This window comes from Pseudomonas fragi (assembly GCF_900105835.1).
In the GTDB taxonomy this organism is placed as follows: domain Bacteria; phylum Pseudomonadota; class Gammaproteobacteria; order Pseudomonadales; family Pseudomonadaceae; genus Aquipseudomonas; species Aquipseudomonas fragi.
The window spans coordinates 3,974,771-3,990,607 of the sequence record NZ_LT629783.1 but is presented as its reverse complement, the minus strand read 5'-3'; the positions used below and the strand labels follow the sequence as shown (position 1 = coordinate 3,990,607).

The 15,837-nt window shown below is 59.1% G+C and carries 12 protein-coding genes; 2 read left to right on the top strand and 10 right to left on the bottom strand.

The features are described from left to right. Positions 1–65 precede the first annotated feature (65 nt). Positions 66–503 (bottom strand): DUF4879 domain-containing protein, encoded by a 438-nt coding sequence (locus BLU25_RS18340; RefSeq protein WP_016779354.1) that lies wholly within the window; start codon positions 501–503, stop codon positions 66–68. Positions 504–713: 210 nt separating this feature from the next. Here BLU25_RS18340 and BLU25_RS18335 point away from each other — a divergent pair, with 210 nt between their 5' ends. After that, positions 714–2,009 (top strand): NCS2 family permease, encoded by a 1,296-nt coding sequence (locus tag BLU25_RS18335; protein WP_016779353.1) that lies wholly within the window; start codon positions 714–716, stop codon positions 2,007–2,009. Next, complete coding sequence (gene trmA, locus BLU25_RS18330; protein ID WP_016779352.1) at positions 2,006–3,094, top strand: tRNA (uridine(54)-C5)-methyltransferase TrmA; 1,089 nt, start codon at positions 2,006–2,008, stop codon at positions 3,092–3,094. The genes BLU25_RS18335 and trmA overlap by 4 nt, the downstream gene beginning before the upstream one ends. Before the next feature lie 118 nt (positions 3,095–3,212). On the opposite strand, the gene BLU25_RS18325 is transcribed toward trmA, so the two are convergent. The 9 genes from BLU25_RS18325 to quiC form a co-directional block, all read right to left on the bottom strand. Further along, the gene (locus BLU25_RS18325) at positions 3,213–4,532 is read right to left on the bottom strand and encodes a TolC family outer membrane protein (RefSeq protein WP_037000944.1); all 1,320 of its coding nucleotides are present in this window, start codon (positions 4,530–4,532) and stop codon (positions 3,213–3,215) included. Continuing rightward, positions 4,529–5,857: an HlyD family type I secretion periplasmic adaptor subunit gene (locus BLU25_RS18320; RefSeq protein WP_083369764.1), complete on the bottom strand. Its 1,329-nt coding sequence runs from the start codon at positions 5,855–5,857 to the stop codon at positions 4,529–4,531. Before BLU25_RS18320 ends, BLU25_RS18325 begins: the two co-directional genes overlap by 4 nt. Then, positions 5,854–7,599: a type I secretion system permease/ATPase gene (locus BLU25_RS18315; protein ID WP_016779350.1), complete on the bottom strand. Its 1,746-nt coding sequence runs from the start codon at positions 7,597–7,599 to the stop codon at positions 5,854–5,856. Before BLU25_RS18315 ends, BLU25_RS18320 begins: the two co-directional genes overlap by 4 nt. A 149-nt stretch (positions 7,600–7,748) precedes the next feature. Then, the gene (locus BLU25_RS18310; protein ID WP_016779349.1) at positions 7,749–8,378 is read right to left on the bottom strand and encodes a heme acquisition protein HasA; all 630 of its coding nucleotides are present in this window, start codon (positions 8,376–8,378) and stop codon (positions 7,749–7,751) included. A 106-nt stretch (positions 8,379–8,484) separates the two neighbouring features. Continuing rightward, positions 8,485–11,265, bottom strand: a complete 2,781-nt coding sequence (locus BLU25_RS18305) for a TonB-dependent receptor (protein WP_016779348.1) — start codon at positions 11,263–11,265, stop codon at positions 8,485–8,487. 128 nt (positions 11,266–11,393) lie between these two features. Then, positions 11,394–12,392, bottom strand: a complete 999-nt coding sequence (locus BLU25_RS18300; protein ID WP_016779347.1) for a FecR family protein — start codon at positions 12,390–12,392, stop codon at positions 11,394–11,396. Positions 12,393–12,481: 89 nt separating this feature from the next. Further along, a complete protein-coding gene (locus BLU25_RS18295) occupies positions 12,482–12,988 on the bottom strand; it encodes an RNA polymerase sigma factor (RefSeq protein WP_016779346.1) in 507 nt (168 codons plus the stop codon). A gap of 103 nt (positions 12,989–13,091) precedes the next feature. After that, complete coding sequence (locus BLU25_RS18290; protein WP_016779345.1) at positions 13,092–13,769, bottom strand: TetR/AcrR family transcriptional regulator; 678 nt, start codon at positions 13,767–13,769, stop codon at positions 13,092–13,094. 67 nt (positions 13,770–13,836) lie between these two features. Then, positions 13,837–15,747, bottom strand: coding sequence for a 3-dehydroshikimate dehydratase QuiC (gene quiC / locus BLU25_RS18285; protein WP_016779344.1), 1,911 nt, complete (start codon positions 15,745–15,747; stop codon positions 13,837–13,839). Between the last annotated feature and the right edge of the window lie 90 nt (positions 15,748–15,837).

The following is a 15,837-nucleotide window of genomic DNA, read 5'->3' as shown; positions in this document are numbered from 1 at the left end:
GGTTTACGACGATTGCGTCGCCGAACGCAGCCTTCGGCAGCTGCTACGGGAGCAAGTCGCCGCTCCTACCTTATATATAGCCGCACACTCAGCCGGTTGTGCGGTGGTACCAGTGAGCTGTTACTGAACTGGAACCAGCCGCCGTCCTTGTTACCCAGGTCAAAGGTATACACATGCCCCACCGTGGTGCCTGCCCCGTTGCAGGCCACCAGCCCCTCGCCCTGATTGCACACCGGCGCCCGCACGCCGTCCACTTCCTGGCCGTCGAGGGTCACATTGGGCTGGCCGCCGTAGCCGCGCTCCAGCACATACACCTTGATATGCGGGCCGTTATGATCGCAGCGGGTCTGCTCGCGGCCATCCGATACATCCTCTACAGCGCACGAAACAGACGCTACCTTGAGAATTTCCAGGGTACTCAAGGGCATTGCCGGCGCGGCACTGACGGCAGCACTCAGGAAAAGGCCAAAACAGACTGATAGATGTTTGATGAAGTGCTTCATGGGTCCCTCCAAAAACTGGCACGCAGTATGCCTGCCACATCAAGGTTATAAAACATGGCCCCGCAGGGTAACCAAAGCAGCCATATCCACGAGCTGCTGGTATGATGCGCGGCTTTTTCCAACAGACAGAAAATCTTCAGGCGGTCCGCGCCTGTGCTTTGCTGTTGAAAACGATTTAATCACGGCGCATTTGGCGCCACGGGGACTGGCATGCTGGAAAGGCTGTTTCAACTCAAAGCACACAACACCAATGTGCGTACCGAGATTCTTGCGGGTATCACCACCTTCCTGGCGATGGCCTACATCCTGTTCGTGAACCCGAGCATCCTCGGCGAGACCGGCATGGACAAGGGCGCCGTATTTGTTGCCACCTGCCTGGCAGCGGCCATCGGCTCGGCGGTGATGGGCATCATTGCCAACTACCCGATTGCACTGGCACCGGGCATGGGCCTGAACGCCTTCTTCACCTACACCGTGGTCCTGCACATGGGCCATACCTGGCAAGTAGCGCTGGGTGCGGTGTTTATCTCGGCCGTGCTGTTCTTCCTGTTGTCGATCTTTCGCATCCGCGAATGGATCATCAACAGCATCCCGCTGCCGCTGCGCTCGGCCATTGCCGCCGGTATCGGCCTGTTTTTGGCTCTGATCGCCCTGGGTAACGCCGGCATCGTGGTTGCCAACAAGGCCACCCTGGTGGGCATGGGCGACCTGGCCCAGCCAAAAGTGATCCTCGCCTCCCTGGGCTTTGCCCTGATCGTGGCCCTTGAAGCGATGAAAGTGCGCGGCGCGGTGCTGATCGGCATCCTGGCCGTGACCATTGCCTCCATCGCCATGGGCGTGACCGATTTCGGTGGCGTGATGTCGATGCCGCCTTCGCTGGCTCCGACTTTCCTGCAACTGGACATCAAGGGTGCCTTGGACATCGGCCTGATCAGCGTGATCTTCGCCTTCCTGTTCGTTGACCTGTTCGACAACTCCGGCACCCTGATCGGCGTTGCCAAGCGCGCCGGCCTGATGGGCAAGGACGGCCACATGCCGAAAATGGGCCGCGCCCTGATCGCTGACAGCACTGCGGCCATGGCCGGTTCGCTGCTGGGTACTTCGACCACCACCAGCTACATCGAGTCGGCAGCGGGCGTGAGCGCCGGCGGTCGTACCGGCCTGACCGCCATCGTGGTCGGCATCATGTTCCTGCTGGCGCTGTTCTTCTCGCCATTGGCCGCCAGTGTTCCCGCCTTCGCCACCGCACCTGCGCTGATGTTCGTGGCCGTGCTGATGATGAGCGGCCTGGCCGAAATCGACTGGGAAGACATCACCGTGGCCGCCCCGGTGGTGATCACCGCCCTGGCCATGCCGTTCACCTACTCCATTGCCAGCGGCATCGCCTTCGGCTTTATTTCCTGGACCGTGATCAAGCTGCTGTCGGGCCGCGCCCGTGAACTGAATGCGCCGCTGATCATTCTGTCGATTCTGTTTGTGGTCAAGCTAGGTTGGTTTCCTGCATGAGTGCCTTGCCGTTTGATTCTGCTACCTACGCCGTAGAGCTTGAAGCCAAGGCCAATCGCCTGCGCGAACTGCTGGCGCCTTTCGATGCCCCTGAGCCGCAGGTGTTTGATTCGCCGCTGAAGCACTTTCGCCTGCGGGCCGAGTTCCGCCTGTGGCGTGAAGGGGGCGACCGTCATTACGCGATGTTCGCCCAGGACGACAAGCGCACGCCGATCCTGATCGAAGACTTCCCGATCGCCAGCCTGCGCATCAACCAACTGATGCCCCAGCTCAAGGCCGCCTGGCAAGCCAGCTCGGCCCTGAGCCACAAGCTGTTCCAGGTGGAGTTCCAGACCACCCTGGCCGGCGATGCGATGGTCACTTTGTGCTATCACCGCCCGCTGGACGAGCACTGGCAAACCGCCGCCGAGCAATTAGCCAAAGACCTCGACATCAGCGTGATTGGCCGCTCCAAGGGCAAGCGCAGCGTGATTGGTCGCGACCATGTGGTCGAGAAGCTCGAAGTGGCGGGTCGCACTTTCACCTATCAACAACCTGAAGGCGCGTTCACCCAGCCAAACGGTACGGTCAATCAGAAGATGCTCAACTGGGCGTATGACGCCCTGGGTGAGAAGTCGGACGATTTGCTGGAGCTGTATTGCGGCAACGGCAACTTCACCCTGCCGCTGGCCACCCGCGTGCGTAAAGTGCTGGCCACTGAAATCAGCAAGACGTCGGTGTATGCGGCGCTGAACAACCTGCGCGACAACGCTGTGGATAACGTCACGCTGGTGCGCTTGTCGGCCGAAGAACTGACCGAAGCCCTCAATGAAGTGCGTCCGTTCCGTCGCTTGCAGGGCATCGACCTGAAAAGCTACGAGTTCGGCAGTGTATTTGTCGATCCGCCGCGTGCGGGCATGGACCCGGACACCTGCGAGCTGACCCGTCGTTTCGACAATATCCTGTATATCTCGTGCAACCCGGCGACATTGGCCGAGAACATCGCCCAACTGCACGATACACACCGGATTGAGCGCTGCGCAGTATTTGACCAATTCCCGTGGACGCACCACATGGAATCGGGCGTGTTGCTGGTTCGCCGGTAAACACGGGTTCTGATACACCGTGTCGACCTAATCGCGGGCAAGCCCGCTCCCACAGGATCAGCGCAATACCTGTGGGAGCGGGCTTGCCCGCGATGGCCACGCCGCAATAGGGCCATGTTTAATGGGCCCGAAAATACCCCGCCACCTGCCGCAAGTCCCCCTCGTTCAACACCCCCGCGTAATACCTGAGCTGTACCCGTGCCAATAAATACGCATAGCGTGCTTCAGCCAGATCCCGCTTGGCACTGAACAACTGCTGTTCGGCATCCAGCACATCCAGATTGACCCGCTCACCGCCACTAACGCTTTTCTGCGTCGCCTGCACCAGGGCACCGGCAGACTCCACCGCCATTTCATAGGCCCGCACCTTGGCCGCGGCACTGCTATTGAGGTTGTACTGCTTGCGCAGGTCCACCAGCGTGCTGGCTGTTTGCGCGTCCAGTTCATACTGGGCCTGGGACAATTGCCGCGCGGCCTGGCGGGTCGATGCCGACACCGATCCCCCCGCAAACAACGGCACGGTGAGCTGAATACCGACACTGTTGGTGTCGTACTTCTGGTTATAGGTACTCTCGGAGTCAGAACTGGTCTGACGGCTGCTGGCATACAAGCTGAGTTTGGGTAAGTGCCCGGCCCGCTTGCGCTCCACCTCGTACTCGGCCGAAGTCAGCGCATGATGCTGCGAGGCCAGCTCCGGGTTATTGGCCAGGGCCAGCTCGCGCCAGCTTTCAAAGCGCTGCGGCTCCAGCGGCGCAATCGCAAAGTGTACCGCCAGCGGGGCCAGTTGCCCGATCTGCAACGGCTCGCCAAGCATCGCCTCCAGCTCTCGCAGGGCAGCGTCCTGGTTGTCCTGCGCCTCGATTTCTTCGGCCACCGCCATGCTCAGCCGTGCCTGGGTTTCCAGCACATCGGTGCGGGTGCCCTCGCCGCCCTTGAGCAATCGCTGGTTAAGCTGCAAACGCTCGGCAAAAGCACGCTTTTGCGCACGGCTCAGCTCAATGCGCTCTTGCGCCAGCAAGGCCTGGCTGTAGGCATTGAGCAGCCGTACTGCCAAGTACTGGCTTTTGCTGCGAAAACGCTCATCAGAAAACAACGCCTGCGCCGCGCCCTGCCGAAATCGTGCGTAGGCTTCGTAGTCCAGCAGCGGTTGCTGCAAGGTCAAGGTCGCCGCGTAACTACGGTAATCGCGATCGGTCCGGGTGCTGGCCTGGGTAACTTCAGACTCGTTACGTGAGTTGCTGTAGTTCCACGACAGGGTCGGCAGCAAGGCGGAGCGGCCAAGGGCGCGGTTCTCCTCGCCGGCGGCACGCTCTTCGATGGCCGCCTGAAAGGTCGGGTCATTGCGCACGGCCAAATCGTAGGCGTCCAGCAACCCCAATGCCTGCACCGGCCCCGCGCACACCATCAATAATCCACATACAAACTGGCGCACGGTCATTCTTCCACCAATGCCATGTGGGTGCGGTCGAGCAGCGGCTTGAACAGGTAATTGAGCATCGAGCGCTCGCCCGTGCGCACAAAGGCCTCAACCGGCATGCCCGGGCGAATCTGCAACCCGGCCAACTGGGCCATGCCCGCCTCGCTGACCTGGGCACGCAGCGTGTAATACGGTTCGTCCGTACGCTCATCAACCTGGCGATCTGCCGATACCAGCGTCACTTCGCCCGCCACCCGCGGCGTGGTGCTCTGGCTAAAGGCGGAGAACATCAGCTCCACCGGCAACCCGGCGTGCACCTTATCGGCCAGCTCGACCGGCACCCGGGCTTCGACCAGCAGGGGCTCGCCCTGGGGTACGATTTCCATCAGCGCCTGGCCGGGCTTAATCACCCCGCCTTCGGTAAACACGTCCAGGCCCACCACAATCCCGGCCACCGGCGCGCGCAACTGGCTGTTAGCCAGTTCAAACTCGGCCGACGCCAGCCGGTTACGCAGATCTTCGGTGCGCACCCGGGTATCGGCCAACTGCGTACGCACTTCCTTTTGATATTCCTCGGCCAATTGCCGAATTTTCAAACGCATCTCCAGCACTTGTCGCTGCAACTGGCCGATACGGCCGTAGTCTTCACTGATGGAACCCAGCACCTGGGCGTACACCCGCTCGCTGTCCAGCAGGCGGTTGCGCGGGATATAGCCTTCACGGGCCAGCTCACGCAAACCTTGCAACTGCTCGGTCAGGGCCGTGCGTTGCAGCACCTTGCTGGCCTGGGAGTCACGTACCCCACGCAGCTGCGCCTCGGCACCCGCGATGCTCTCGTCGATACCCTGCTGATCCAGCAACAATGCCTGACGGCGGCTATCGAACAATTGCCGTTGCAATGCCAGGTTGGACGCTACCTCCGGCTCGGCTGCCAATGCCGTCAACTCAACGGGAAAACTCACACTGGCCACACCGTCGCGCTCGGCATTAAGCCGTGCCTCACTGGCCAACGAGCCGTAAAACTGACTGCGCAAGGATTGGGCCTGGCCCAGCAGCGGGGTTTCCTTCAAGCGAATCAGCACCTGGCCTGCGGCCACCTTGTCACCGTCGCGCACGTCGATACGGTCAACAATCCCGCCACTGGGGTGCTGCACCACTTTGCGATGGCCTGAAACCATCACCTTGCCCGACACCGCAACACCTTTATCCAGCGGCGCCAACGCCGCCCAGCCGAGAAACCCGAGAAAGCCGCCGAGCATCAACAACCAGCCCAGGCGCGAATAGCGGGTGTCATCCAGTTGCAGCACATTGCTGTCGCCAACGACCTTGGCATTTAACTGCGTCATGCCTTGTTCGCCTCTGCCGTACCGAGCCGGTAGCTCACGTTCATCGCCGTTTTGGGCGCCGCAGGTTTGGCCGCGACGGGCGCACCGAGCACCTTGGCCGTCGGGCCAAAGGCTTGCAACTGGCCCTCGCGCAGAATCAGCAGTTGATCGGTGAGGGTCAGCACATTGGGTTTGTGGGTGATCAAAATCAGGGTTCGCTTGTGCTGTTTGAGCTGGGCAATGGCCTGCAACAAGGCCTGCTCACCAGCTTCATCGAGGTTGGAATTGGGTTCGTCGAGCACGATCACCGCAGGCAGACCGTACAGCGCGCGAGCCAGGCCGATGCGCTGCTTCTGCCCGCCGGACAACCCGGCACCACCCTCGCCCAGGCGCGTTTCATAACCTTCGGGCAATTGCAGAATCAGCTGATGTACCCCCGCCAGTTGCGCGGCGGCCAGTACCTTGTCGGCATCCACCTCGGCAAAGCGTGCGATATTTTGCGCGATGGTGCCGGCAAACAGCTGAATGTCCTGGGGCAAGTAACCCAAGTGTGGGCCAAGCTGGTGTTTGTCCCACTGCGACAGCTCGGCACCGTCCAGCCGCACCTTGCCTGCCAGCGGCTGCCACACGCCGATCAACAGCCGGGCCAGGGTTGACTTGCCACAACCGGACGGCCCGATCACGCCCAACACCTGCCCGGCCGGCAGGGTAAAACTCAGGTTGGCCAAGGTGGCGCGACGGGTGCCGGGCGCACTGGCACTCAATTGCTCCACCGCCAGCTCGCCCCGTGGCGCGGGCAAAGCCATGCGCGGCGCCCGGGCTGGATAGCATTGCAGCAAGGCTTCAAGGCGTTGATAAGCCAGGCGCGCCGAGCTCCACTGCTTCCACACGCCAATCAACTGATCGATGGGGCTCAACACGCGGCCCATCAAAATGGAGCCAGCAATCATCATCCCGGCCGTGATCTGTCCTTGCACCGCCAGCAAGGCGCCGAGGCCGAGCACCAGGGATTGCAGGGCCAGGCGCACGCCCTTGGACCAGGCACTGACGGTGGCGGTTTTTTCGCTGGCCAGATTCTGCTGCGCCAAAAAGGCCGTGTGCTGCGCCAGCCAACGCCCGCGCAAGGTGTCGAGCATGCCCATGGCCTCAATGGCCTCGGCATTGCGCAAATGGGCGCTGGCCTGCTGGGTGGCCTGCACCGACAACTCGCTGGCGGCCTTGAGCGGGGCCTGGGAAACGTGTTGATTGACCCACGCCAGAAGCATCAACAGCACTGCGCCGCCCAAGGCCAACAGCCCCAGCCAGGGGCTGAACATAAAGATCACAAACAGATACACCGGAAACCACGGCGCATCGAAAAACGCGAACAACGCATTGCCCGTCGCGAACTGGCGCAGGCTGGTGAGGTCATTCAACGCCTGCGCTGCGGCCGGGCTGCCGGTGCGCAATTGCGCCTCGAAAGCGGCGTCGTAGACGCGCTGATTCAAGCGCATGTCCATCTGCGTGCCGAGGCGGATCACCACCTGGCTACGCACCCATTCCAACGCGCCCATCAGGCCAAACAGGCCGAGGATCATCAGCGTCAGCATCAACAGGGTCATTTGATTGCCCGAGGCCAGCACCCGGTCGTACACCTGCAACATGTACAACGCCGGGGCCAGCATCAGTAAATTGATCACGGCCGAGAACAGGCCGATATTGAAAAAAGCACGTTTGTAGGCCGTCAAGGCAGCCAGCATCTCGTTGGCTTTGGGCCGGGTCATGGAAAGGTTCCGAGGAAATGGGCCGAAAACCCTGTGGGAGCTGGCTTGCCTGCGATGCAAGCGGCGCGGTCTGACTGCCAGAGCGTGCCGATGCAATCGCGGGCAAGCCCGGTTCCCACAGGATTGGAGTTCACTGAGGTGGGCGGGAGTTACGCCGCCAGTGCCCAGTCCTGAGCCACATCCAGCACGCCAATCAGGCTGATATCAGCCGCCAGCGGTGCATCGGCGTGAGCCAGGCCAGCCGCAGCCAGCTGGTCGAAGGTCGAATCGGTGCTCAGGCCGAACCCGCTCAGCAGGTTGTTGAGCACGCCTTCCAGACCCGATACGTCGCCTTTCATCAGGCCGTAGATCACGTCCTGAACAGCGTTGCCCGCACGGCCGGCATCGCTGGCGGCAGACAGGTCGAGGCCATTGAAGGAGACGGTGTAGTCGCCCAGGCCAAACGCGCTGCCCGAACCGCCAGTCAGCACTTCACCCAGACTCACGCTGTCCAGTTCACCCCACAGGTAGTGGTTCATGTTGTCGCCAGCAGAGACTTTAGGGTCATACACATAATGCAGGCCATTGTTGGTATCGCTTCCTGCGATAAAGGCGTAGTCCGACTTATTGGCACCATGCGTCGCATACTGCTCACCATCTTGAGCGCTAACACCACTGTTGAAACCACCGGTATTACTTAGACCGTGACCCGCAGTTTTAAAACCTTGAGCCCAGTCGCTGAGTACGTCACCAATCGAATCAGAACCAATAAACGAACTGTAGTTAATCGAAATAGTCATGACTTGAGTTTCTTCCTTAGATAGTTTCAGTGAAGTGGCGCACAGCGATGCACGCCTTTGCTCACAACGAGCAATCTTTTATATAACGAAGCAAACAGTCCGTTATTTAGAATTTATATTCGAGCATGCCGCTCAATGTCCGACCGCGCGCCATGCTCAAGTTGCTGGCATCTCCCATGGCCACAAAGTAGGCTTCGTCGGTAGCGTTCTCTAACGACAAGGTAATATTCAACGTGTTCGTCGGCCAGTAACTTGCATACAGGTCGTACACGCTGTATTTAGGCCAGAGTGCTTGCTCTATACCGTTGTAACTCCACTCATTCAGGCTCGCGTCATTACCAGGGCTGTAGCGCAAGCGTATCCCAGTGTCCAGGCGCCGCTCAAGAAAACGAGCTCCGACCGTTAGAGACCCTCGATCTGCGGGTATATGCGCCGCATTACCCATGATAGCCCCGCAAGTGATTGCGTTGTTTCTGTCAGGGTCATCGAGCCATTCAGAGACTCGAGTATTGGTGTAGCCAATCGTGCCATTAGGCCGGGTATAGGGCACTTTGATTATCTTAATAACCTCACCCCTTTTTTTGGCCCCACCCATATAGAATTCATTTGAGCAAAAGTCATTACTGCCAATCATATGCGTATAACTCAGATTGGTATACAACCGCCCCATGTCGTAGTTCAACTGATATTCGACACCTCGAAAACGGGTCTCAGCCAGGTTATTCACATATGCCGAACGACCCGGCGTGGAAATTTCGTCCGAACCTGGTAGAGAGACGCCATAATTTAAAAACGAGAAGTTCTTGATGTTGTTATCAAAGTAAGCAACTTTCACCCCGAGCCGATCATTATTAAAGAACAGGGATTCTTTAAAGATATTTAACCCGAACTCCCATTCCTGGTTTTCCTCAGCTTTCAGGTATGGATTGGGGTAAACCCGCTCCGGCGCATTCCCCCCATGGGGCCGCCCGGTCATAAACACCTCAGTCACCGCCGGCGGGCGCCAGCCCTGACCCCACCGCCCATAAAACTGCAACCAGTCAACTCCGGGTTTTACCCCTATACCAAACGTCGGAGAAAACTTGCCTTCTTCACGATCGGAATCATAGAAATAAACATTTCTTACAGAACTCCCCGATGTCATCACCTCGCCACCATTCTCCCCTGGAGTGACTGGCGCTTGCCATAAGCTCATGCCTGTCTTGCCTTCCAGACGATAGCGGTCATAACGCAACCCGGCATCCAGCGTCAGCCAATAGCTGTACTGGTAGTGCAGGTTATTGAACAGGCTGGCCATGGTACGTTTACCTTCCGGGTCAGCACCCTCAACCCAGGGCAGATCGGTCTCATTCTCTGCAGGCACCAGATTGTTCTTGGACTTAAAGATGTCCTGATAACTCTCCAGGCCATAGTTCCAGCTCAGTTGCCCGTAGTTGTTGAAGTCAAACCGGGACGTGTTTTCTACCTGAAAGCCCCATGTACTGGTGCGAAACTCATCTTCGTAACCATCAAATGCATTACCACTATCAGCCGACGCTTTGTGGGGGGCATTACGTCGATCAAGCTGCGTATTGACGTAATAAAGTTTACTTTTGAAGTCGATCAGCTCGTTATCCGGGTTGTAGCTGTAGTCCAGCGCCAGGTTGCCGGTATTGATATTGCTTTTACCGGTACGAACATAGTCATAACCATCCTTCGTCGCATTGAGGTTGGTCCATGCGTCAGCGCTATCGCTGTCGGTTTCCAGGTAAGTGAACTGCGCTCGCTGGTCGTTGGGCAGGTTCAGCCCGAACTTGACCATCTGCGAACGGGTCACACTGCCGGTATCGCCTACTTCACTGGACAGCCAGTCTTTCCAGGCTTCGCGATATTTGTTCTTGCTGAGAATATTTACGCCCAGGTTATCGGCGTTTTGCCGACCGGTACGGTAGTCACCAAAATGGCGTTCGCTATAAGCGACCAAAACATCGCCAAGATCATTGCCAAATGCGAAGACGCCACCGCCATTGAAATAGGTGCCATTACCCAATTTACCGATACCGCTGCCAGCCCGGATGCGCCCGCCGTACTCTTTGCCGTCTTTCAGGAACTCGCTGGCTTGCAGGGTGTTAAAGCTGGCAATGCCTCCCAATACGCCAGCACCGCCCATACCGGACTGGGCACCTTTGTCGATTTCAACGCTGGAGACCATTTCCGGGTCGATCAGCATCACGCCATTGCGTTGCTGGTGGCCGTTGACATTGAAGTTCTGGCGCATGCCGTCAACGTTCATGTTGACCCGGCCATAGTCCTGAATCCCGCGGATATTGACCGACAGGCCCTGGTCACGCTGATTGACGGCGGTGTACACGCCTGCGGTTTCTTCAAGCATGTCAGCGGCGTGACGGGGGGCACGCTTGTTGATTTGCTCGCGGGTGATGACAGCGACGGAAGATGGAGTCTGGTACACCCAATCCGCAGTATTACCCTCACTGGCCGTCACCGAGGTAGTGCCCAAGGCCAGGGCGCCGTTGTGTTCGCCGCTGACGCGGGTCAGGGTGATCTGGCGCTCGCCGGTAAAGCGATACTCCACCGGGTTGTTGCCCAGCAAGCGCGCCAGGCCTTCCTGAACACCCAGGTCGCCATTCAGCGCCACGGAGCTCAGACCGCGCAGCATCTGGCTGTCAAACAGCACTTGCAGGCCGGCTTGCTCGGCAAATATCAGTACGGCCTTGTCCAGCGGCTGGGCCGGGATGTGGAAGGCAATAAATTCTTGCTGAACGGCGCTGCTGATCTTATTTGCGGCCTGCACCGGCATTTGCGTCGCCAACAGGGCGACAATCCCGACATGAACTGCAAAGGCTAACCGGCTTGCGGACTGCACCCCTTTGCGCTGAATACCCATCATTTTTATTTTCCCCAGGCTTACGAGCTGCTTTGCGAATGAATCTCAATAGCAAGACGTAAGATGGGGGAAAAGTCAGTAAAGGTTTTTGCGATTAATTTTCAAAAAGTGCTGGAGAGCTTTGTGGTGACTCAATACACCAGGCTTACGCCCGCCAGTTCGACGCGCTGCACCTGCAACTCCTGGGTGAGGGTGTGCAGGGCGCTGTCGAGCATTTCGAGGCGGAATACGCCGCTGACCTGTCGACTGGCCAGGGCCGGATTGGCCAAGATGATCTGGCCGGGGCGATAGCGGTTGAGCTGTTCGATCACATGGCCCAGTGGCTGGCGGTCAAACACCAGCACGCCACGGCGCCAGCTGGTGGCCGCGCTCAAATCAAAACCGGGCAGTTTTTCTACACCCTGCGCCGCGCTGTAGCGGGCGCTCTGCCCCTCTTCCAGGGTTTGCTGCGCCGCGCCTTGAGCCGGTGGCGCCTGCAGGCTGACCTCGACACTGTGTTGCAGCACGCCGACCCAGGCCTGATCGCGGCTTTCGCGGCCCACCACAAATTGCGTGCCCAACGCCCGGGTACGCCCGCCCGCGCTTTGCACCACAAAAGGTCGTGTTTCAGCTTCGCCCATCGGGGCGACATCAAACACCGCCGAACCTGCCAGCAGGCTGATGCGCCGCTCGCCGCTGTCGTAGTCGATGCTGATGGCACTGAAGGCATCCAGCTGCACCGAACTGCCGTCATCGAGCTGAACCGTGCGGATTTCTCCCGCACCTGTGCGGTAGTCGGCCTGCATCTGTATCAGCAACGTCGGGCCGCTAAACCAGCCGACAGCCAGCACCAGCGACAGCACTGCCGCACGCCCGACCCAGCGCAACGGCCGTCGACGGCGTGTAACCGGCGCGGGCCGGGCTTCTGCTGGTCGCTGGCGATGGGCTACAGGCCGCGGCTCAAGTGCCAAATCCCCCAGCGCGGCCCAGGTCTGCTCGGCAAAGCGCAAGGCCTCGGGGTGGCGCGTATCGGCCGCCAGCCACTGCTCCAGTTGCGCCTGCGCCTCCTCGCTCAACGCACCCGCGTGCAGACGCACCGCCCACTCGGCGGCCGCTTCAGTAATGCTCTGCTGTTCGGGGCCTTGGCTCATCAGGTGTGAATCTCTATTTCTCGTTATATATAAGCAGTGACGTCTCGCCGGCTAAAACTCAGTAAGCCGTTCATCTACATAGTTGAAAGTTATTTCTCGGGTTCTTGTAGGCGCTGCATGACGTAAGCCAAGGCTTTCGACAGATGCTTTTGCACTGAGCTGTCGGAAATTTCAAGATGGCGAGCAACCTGGGCGTGGGTCATGCCCTCGATGCGGTTGAGACGGAAGATTTCCTGGGTGCGTTCGGGCAATTCGGACAATGCCTGCTTTAGAGCCCTGCGCTGTTGTTCAGCCATCGCCTGGGCCTCCAGCCCTGCCATTTCGTCTTCGATTTCAGCCAGGGCTTCGTGGGTGACCGAGTCGGTCTTGCGCCGGGTTTCCTGACGGATATGATCGACCAGCAAGTTGCCGGCAATGCGGTACAGATAACCGGGGGAGTTGTCGATTTGCTCCTTGCGGCCACGCTCGGCCATGCGCAGAAAACTTTCCTGTACCAGGTCCGCGGCCAGCTGTGGGTCTCGCACCTTGCGCGCCAGATACCCGCGCAGGGTACTGGCATGCTTGAGGAACAAGCCCTTGAGATCCGTATCCAACAAACCGACTCCCTGAGCATGAAGGAAAGGGGCCGCTATCTTACTTTTTGTCGAGAATGATTTTCAATTGGTATTGTGTTTCATTAGTACAAAGTGTGTCGCCTGCTCACGCCTGCAAATAGCGCAACACGGCATCGCACATCATGTCGCGCTGACGCTGCTTGACCTGCAGATCGGAAAAGTCGACCTGGAAGATTTCACCCAAGGTGTAGCGATTCGATACGCGGTAAAAACAGAATGAGCTGACCAGCAAATGCACGTCCAGCGGGTTGAGCCCGGTGCGGAAGACCCGTTGTTCAACGCCACGCTGCAGGATGTTTTCAAGGGCCTGCACGATCGTGTCGTTCATGGCCTTGATGCCTTCCGAACGCTTGATGTATTCACCCTTGTGGATATTTTCGATGCTGACGATGCGCACAAAATCCGCGTTCATGTCGTGGTGATCGAAGGTGAACTCCACCAGCCGCCGAATCGCCTCCACCGGCTCAAGCTGATCCAGATTCAGGCAACTTTCGATGCTGCGGATTTCGCCGTAGAGCTTCTCCAGCACCTCGACGTAGAGCTGCTCCTTGCTGGTGAAGTAGTAATAGATCATGCGCTTGGAGGTTTTGGTGCGCTCGGCAATCGCGTCCACCCGCGCCCCCGCCAGGCCTTGTTCGACGAACTCGACAATGGCTTCTTGCAGGATGTTTTCCCGCGTCTTCTCGGGGTTGTTCTTGCGGCTTTTACGCGGTTCGACTGCCGGTGCCGTGGCGCCGGTGTCGACTTCTGGAGTCTTGGTCATTTAAGGCTCACGGCCAGGTTGAAGTGCTGGCGATTATGGGGCGCCCTGCCCCATGAAGGAAGTCGCCCTACAACTTTGCCTGACGCGCCGCGCCACTGCGCGACTTGGCCATCGCCGCCAACCGCACCGCAACGTTCGCTGCGCCGTAGCCGGCATAGCCGTTTTTGCGCTGCAGCAGCTCGAAGAAAAACCGCCCTTCAAAGGCTTCGGTGTACACATGAAACAGCTCGCCGCCTTGCGCATCGCGGTCATACAAGACATTGAAATAAGCCAGTTCGCTCAAGAACTCATCATCGAAGTCAAAGCGTGCGGCCAGATCGTCATAGTAGTTAAGCGGGATATCCAGCAGCGGGACGCCCGCCGCCTTGGCGCGGCTGACTTCAGCAAACAGGTCGTCGCATTCGAAGGCAATATGATGCACACCCGAACCGCGATAACTCGACAAGGCATGTGAGATGGCGGTGTTTCTGTTTTCGGAAATGTTCAGCGGCAAGCGAATCGAGCTACAACGGCTACGCAGCGCGCGGCTCTTTACCAGACCATAGGGGTCTGGCAGTACCACTTCGTCATCCGCTTCGAAATCCAACAGGCTTTTATAGAACAGCACCCAGCTGTCGAGGCTGTCGGCGGGCAATGCCATCGCCATATGATCGATGCGTTTAAGCCCGCCACGGGCTGATGGGGCTGACGTGAGGTTGAAGTCAGATTCATACAACGGCTTGCCGGTAGCGTCCTTGTCCACCAGATAGATCAGGCTGCCATCCGGCGCTCGCACTGCCGCCAGTTCCAGCTCATTGGGGCCGACCAGCCCGCGATAGGGCTGCCCCTTGTAGGCCACGGCACGAGCCAGTGCGCTGGCACTGTCTTGCACCCGAATCGCGGTGGCACATAACGAAGGGCCGTGGGCCTCAAAAAAGTTATGGGCAAACGAATAAGGTTCGGCGTTTAAGATCAGGTTGATATCACCCTGGCGCAGCAAGCTCACATTCTTTGAGCGGTGCTGCCCGGCCTTGCTGAAACCCAGACGCTCGAGCCAGTGGGTCAGTTGCGCGCCCTGGCTTTCATCCACGGCAAATTCGAGAAACTCGATGCCGTCGTACGGGCTGGCGGCAGGTGGCGCAAACAGCGGCTGCAGAGTCGCGGCCGGGGTATTTTGCAGGGCAAGCCGTTCGCGGGTTTTCTCTTCCAGATACAACAGTGAACGCAGGCCGTCAGCGGCATTGGCGCGCGGCGGCGCAGCGCGGAATCCGTCGTTGAAAATCTCCAGAGACAGCGGCCCGGTGTAGCCGCTTTGTATGATCGGTGCCAGGAAGCCCGGCAGATCGAACTCGCCCTGCCCCGGGAAACAGCGGAAATGACGGCTCCATTCCAGTACATCCATCGCCAGAATCGGCGCATCGGCCATCTGTACAAAGAAGATCTTGTCGCCAGGAATCTGCGCAATGGCGCTCGGGTCGCCCTTGAGTGACAGGGTGTGGAAACTGTCGAGCAACACCCCGAGGTTGGGGTGATCGACCTCACGCACCAGGTCCCAGACCTGTTGCCAGGTGTTTACGTGACGGCCCCATGCCAGCGCTTCGTACCCAATGCGCAGGTTGCGTACCCCGGCGCGCTCGGCCAGCAGGCTCAGGTCGTCGAGCAGAATCTGCCGGTCACCCACCGAGTCCGCTGCGGCATTGCTGCACACCAGCACCAGGTCGGTGCCCAGCTCCTGCATCAGGTCAAACTTGCGTTCGGCGCGGTCCAGATTGCGGGCAAGACGGTCGCGACGGCAACCTTCAAAATCACGAAACGGCTGGAACAGGCTGATTTCCAGCCCCAGATCGGTGCATATCTGACGCACTTCACGGGGGCTACCGTCGTAATACAGCAGGTCATTTTCAAAGATTTCGACCCCGTCAAAACCTGCCGCCGCAATGGCGTCGAGCTTCTCCGGCAGGGTGCCGCTCAAGGAAACCGTGGCGATCGAACGCTTCATTTATAACTCCCAGGATTGGCGCAGCCTGCAGGCGACGGCATTTCTTAATGGCTTGATTATTAAGGGCGCCCTATTATTGAGCAACCAATC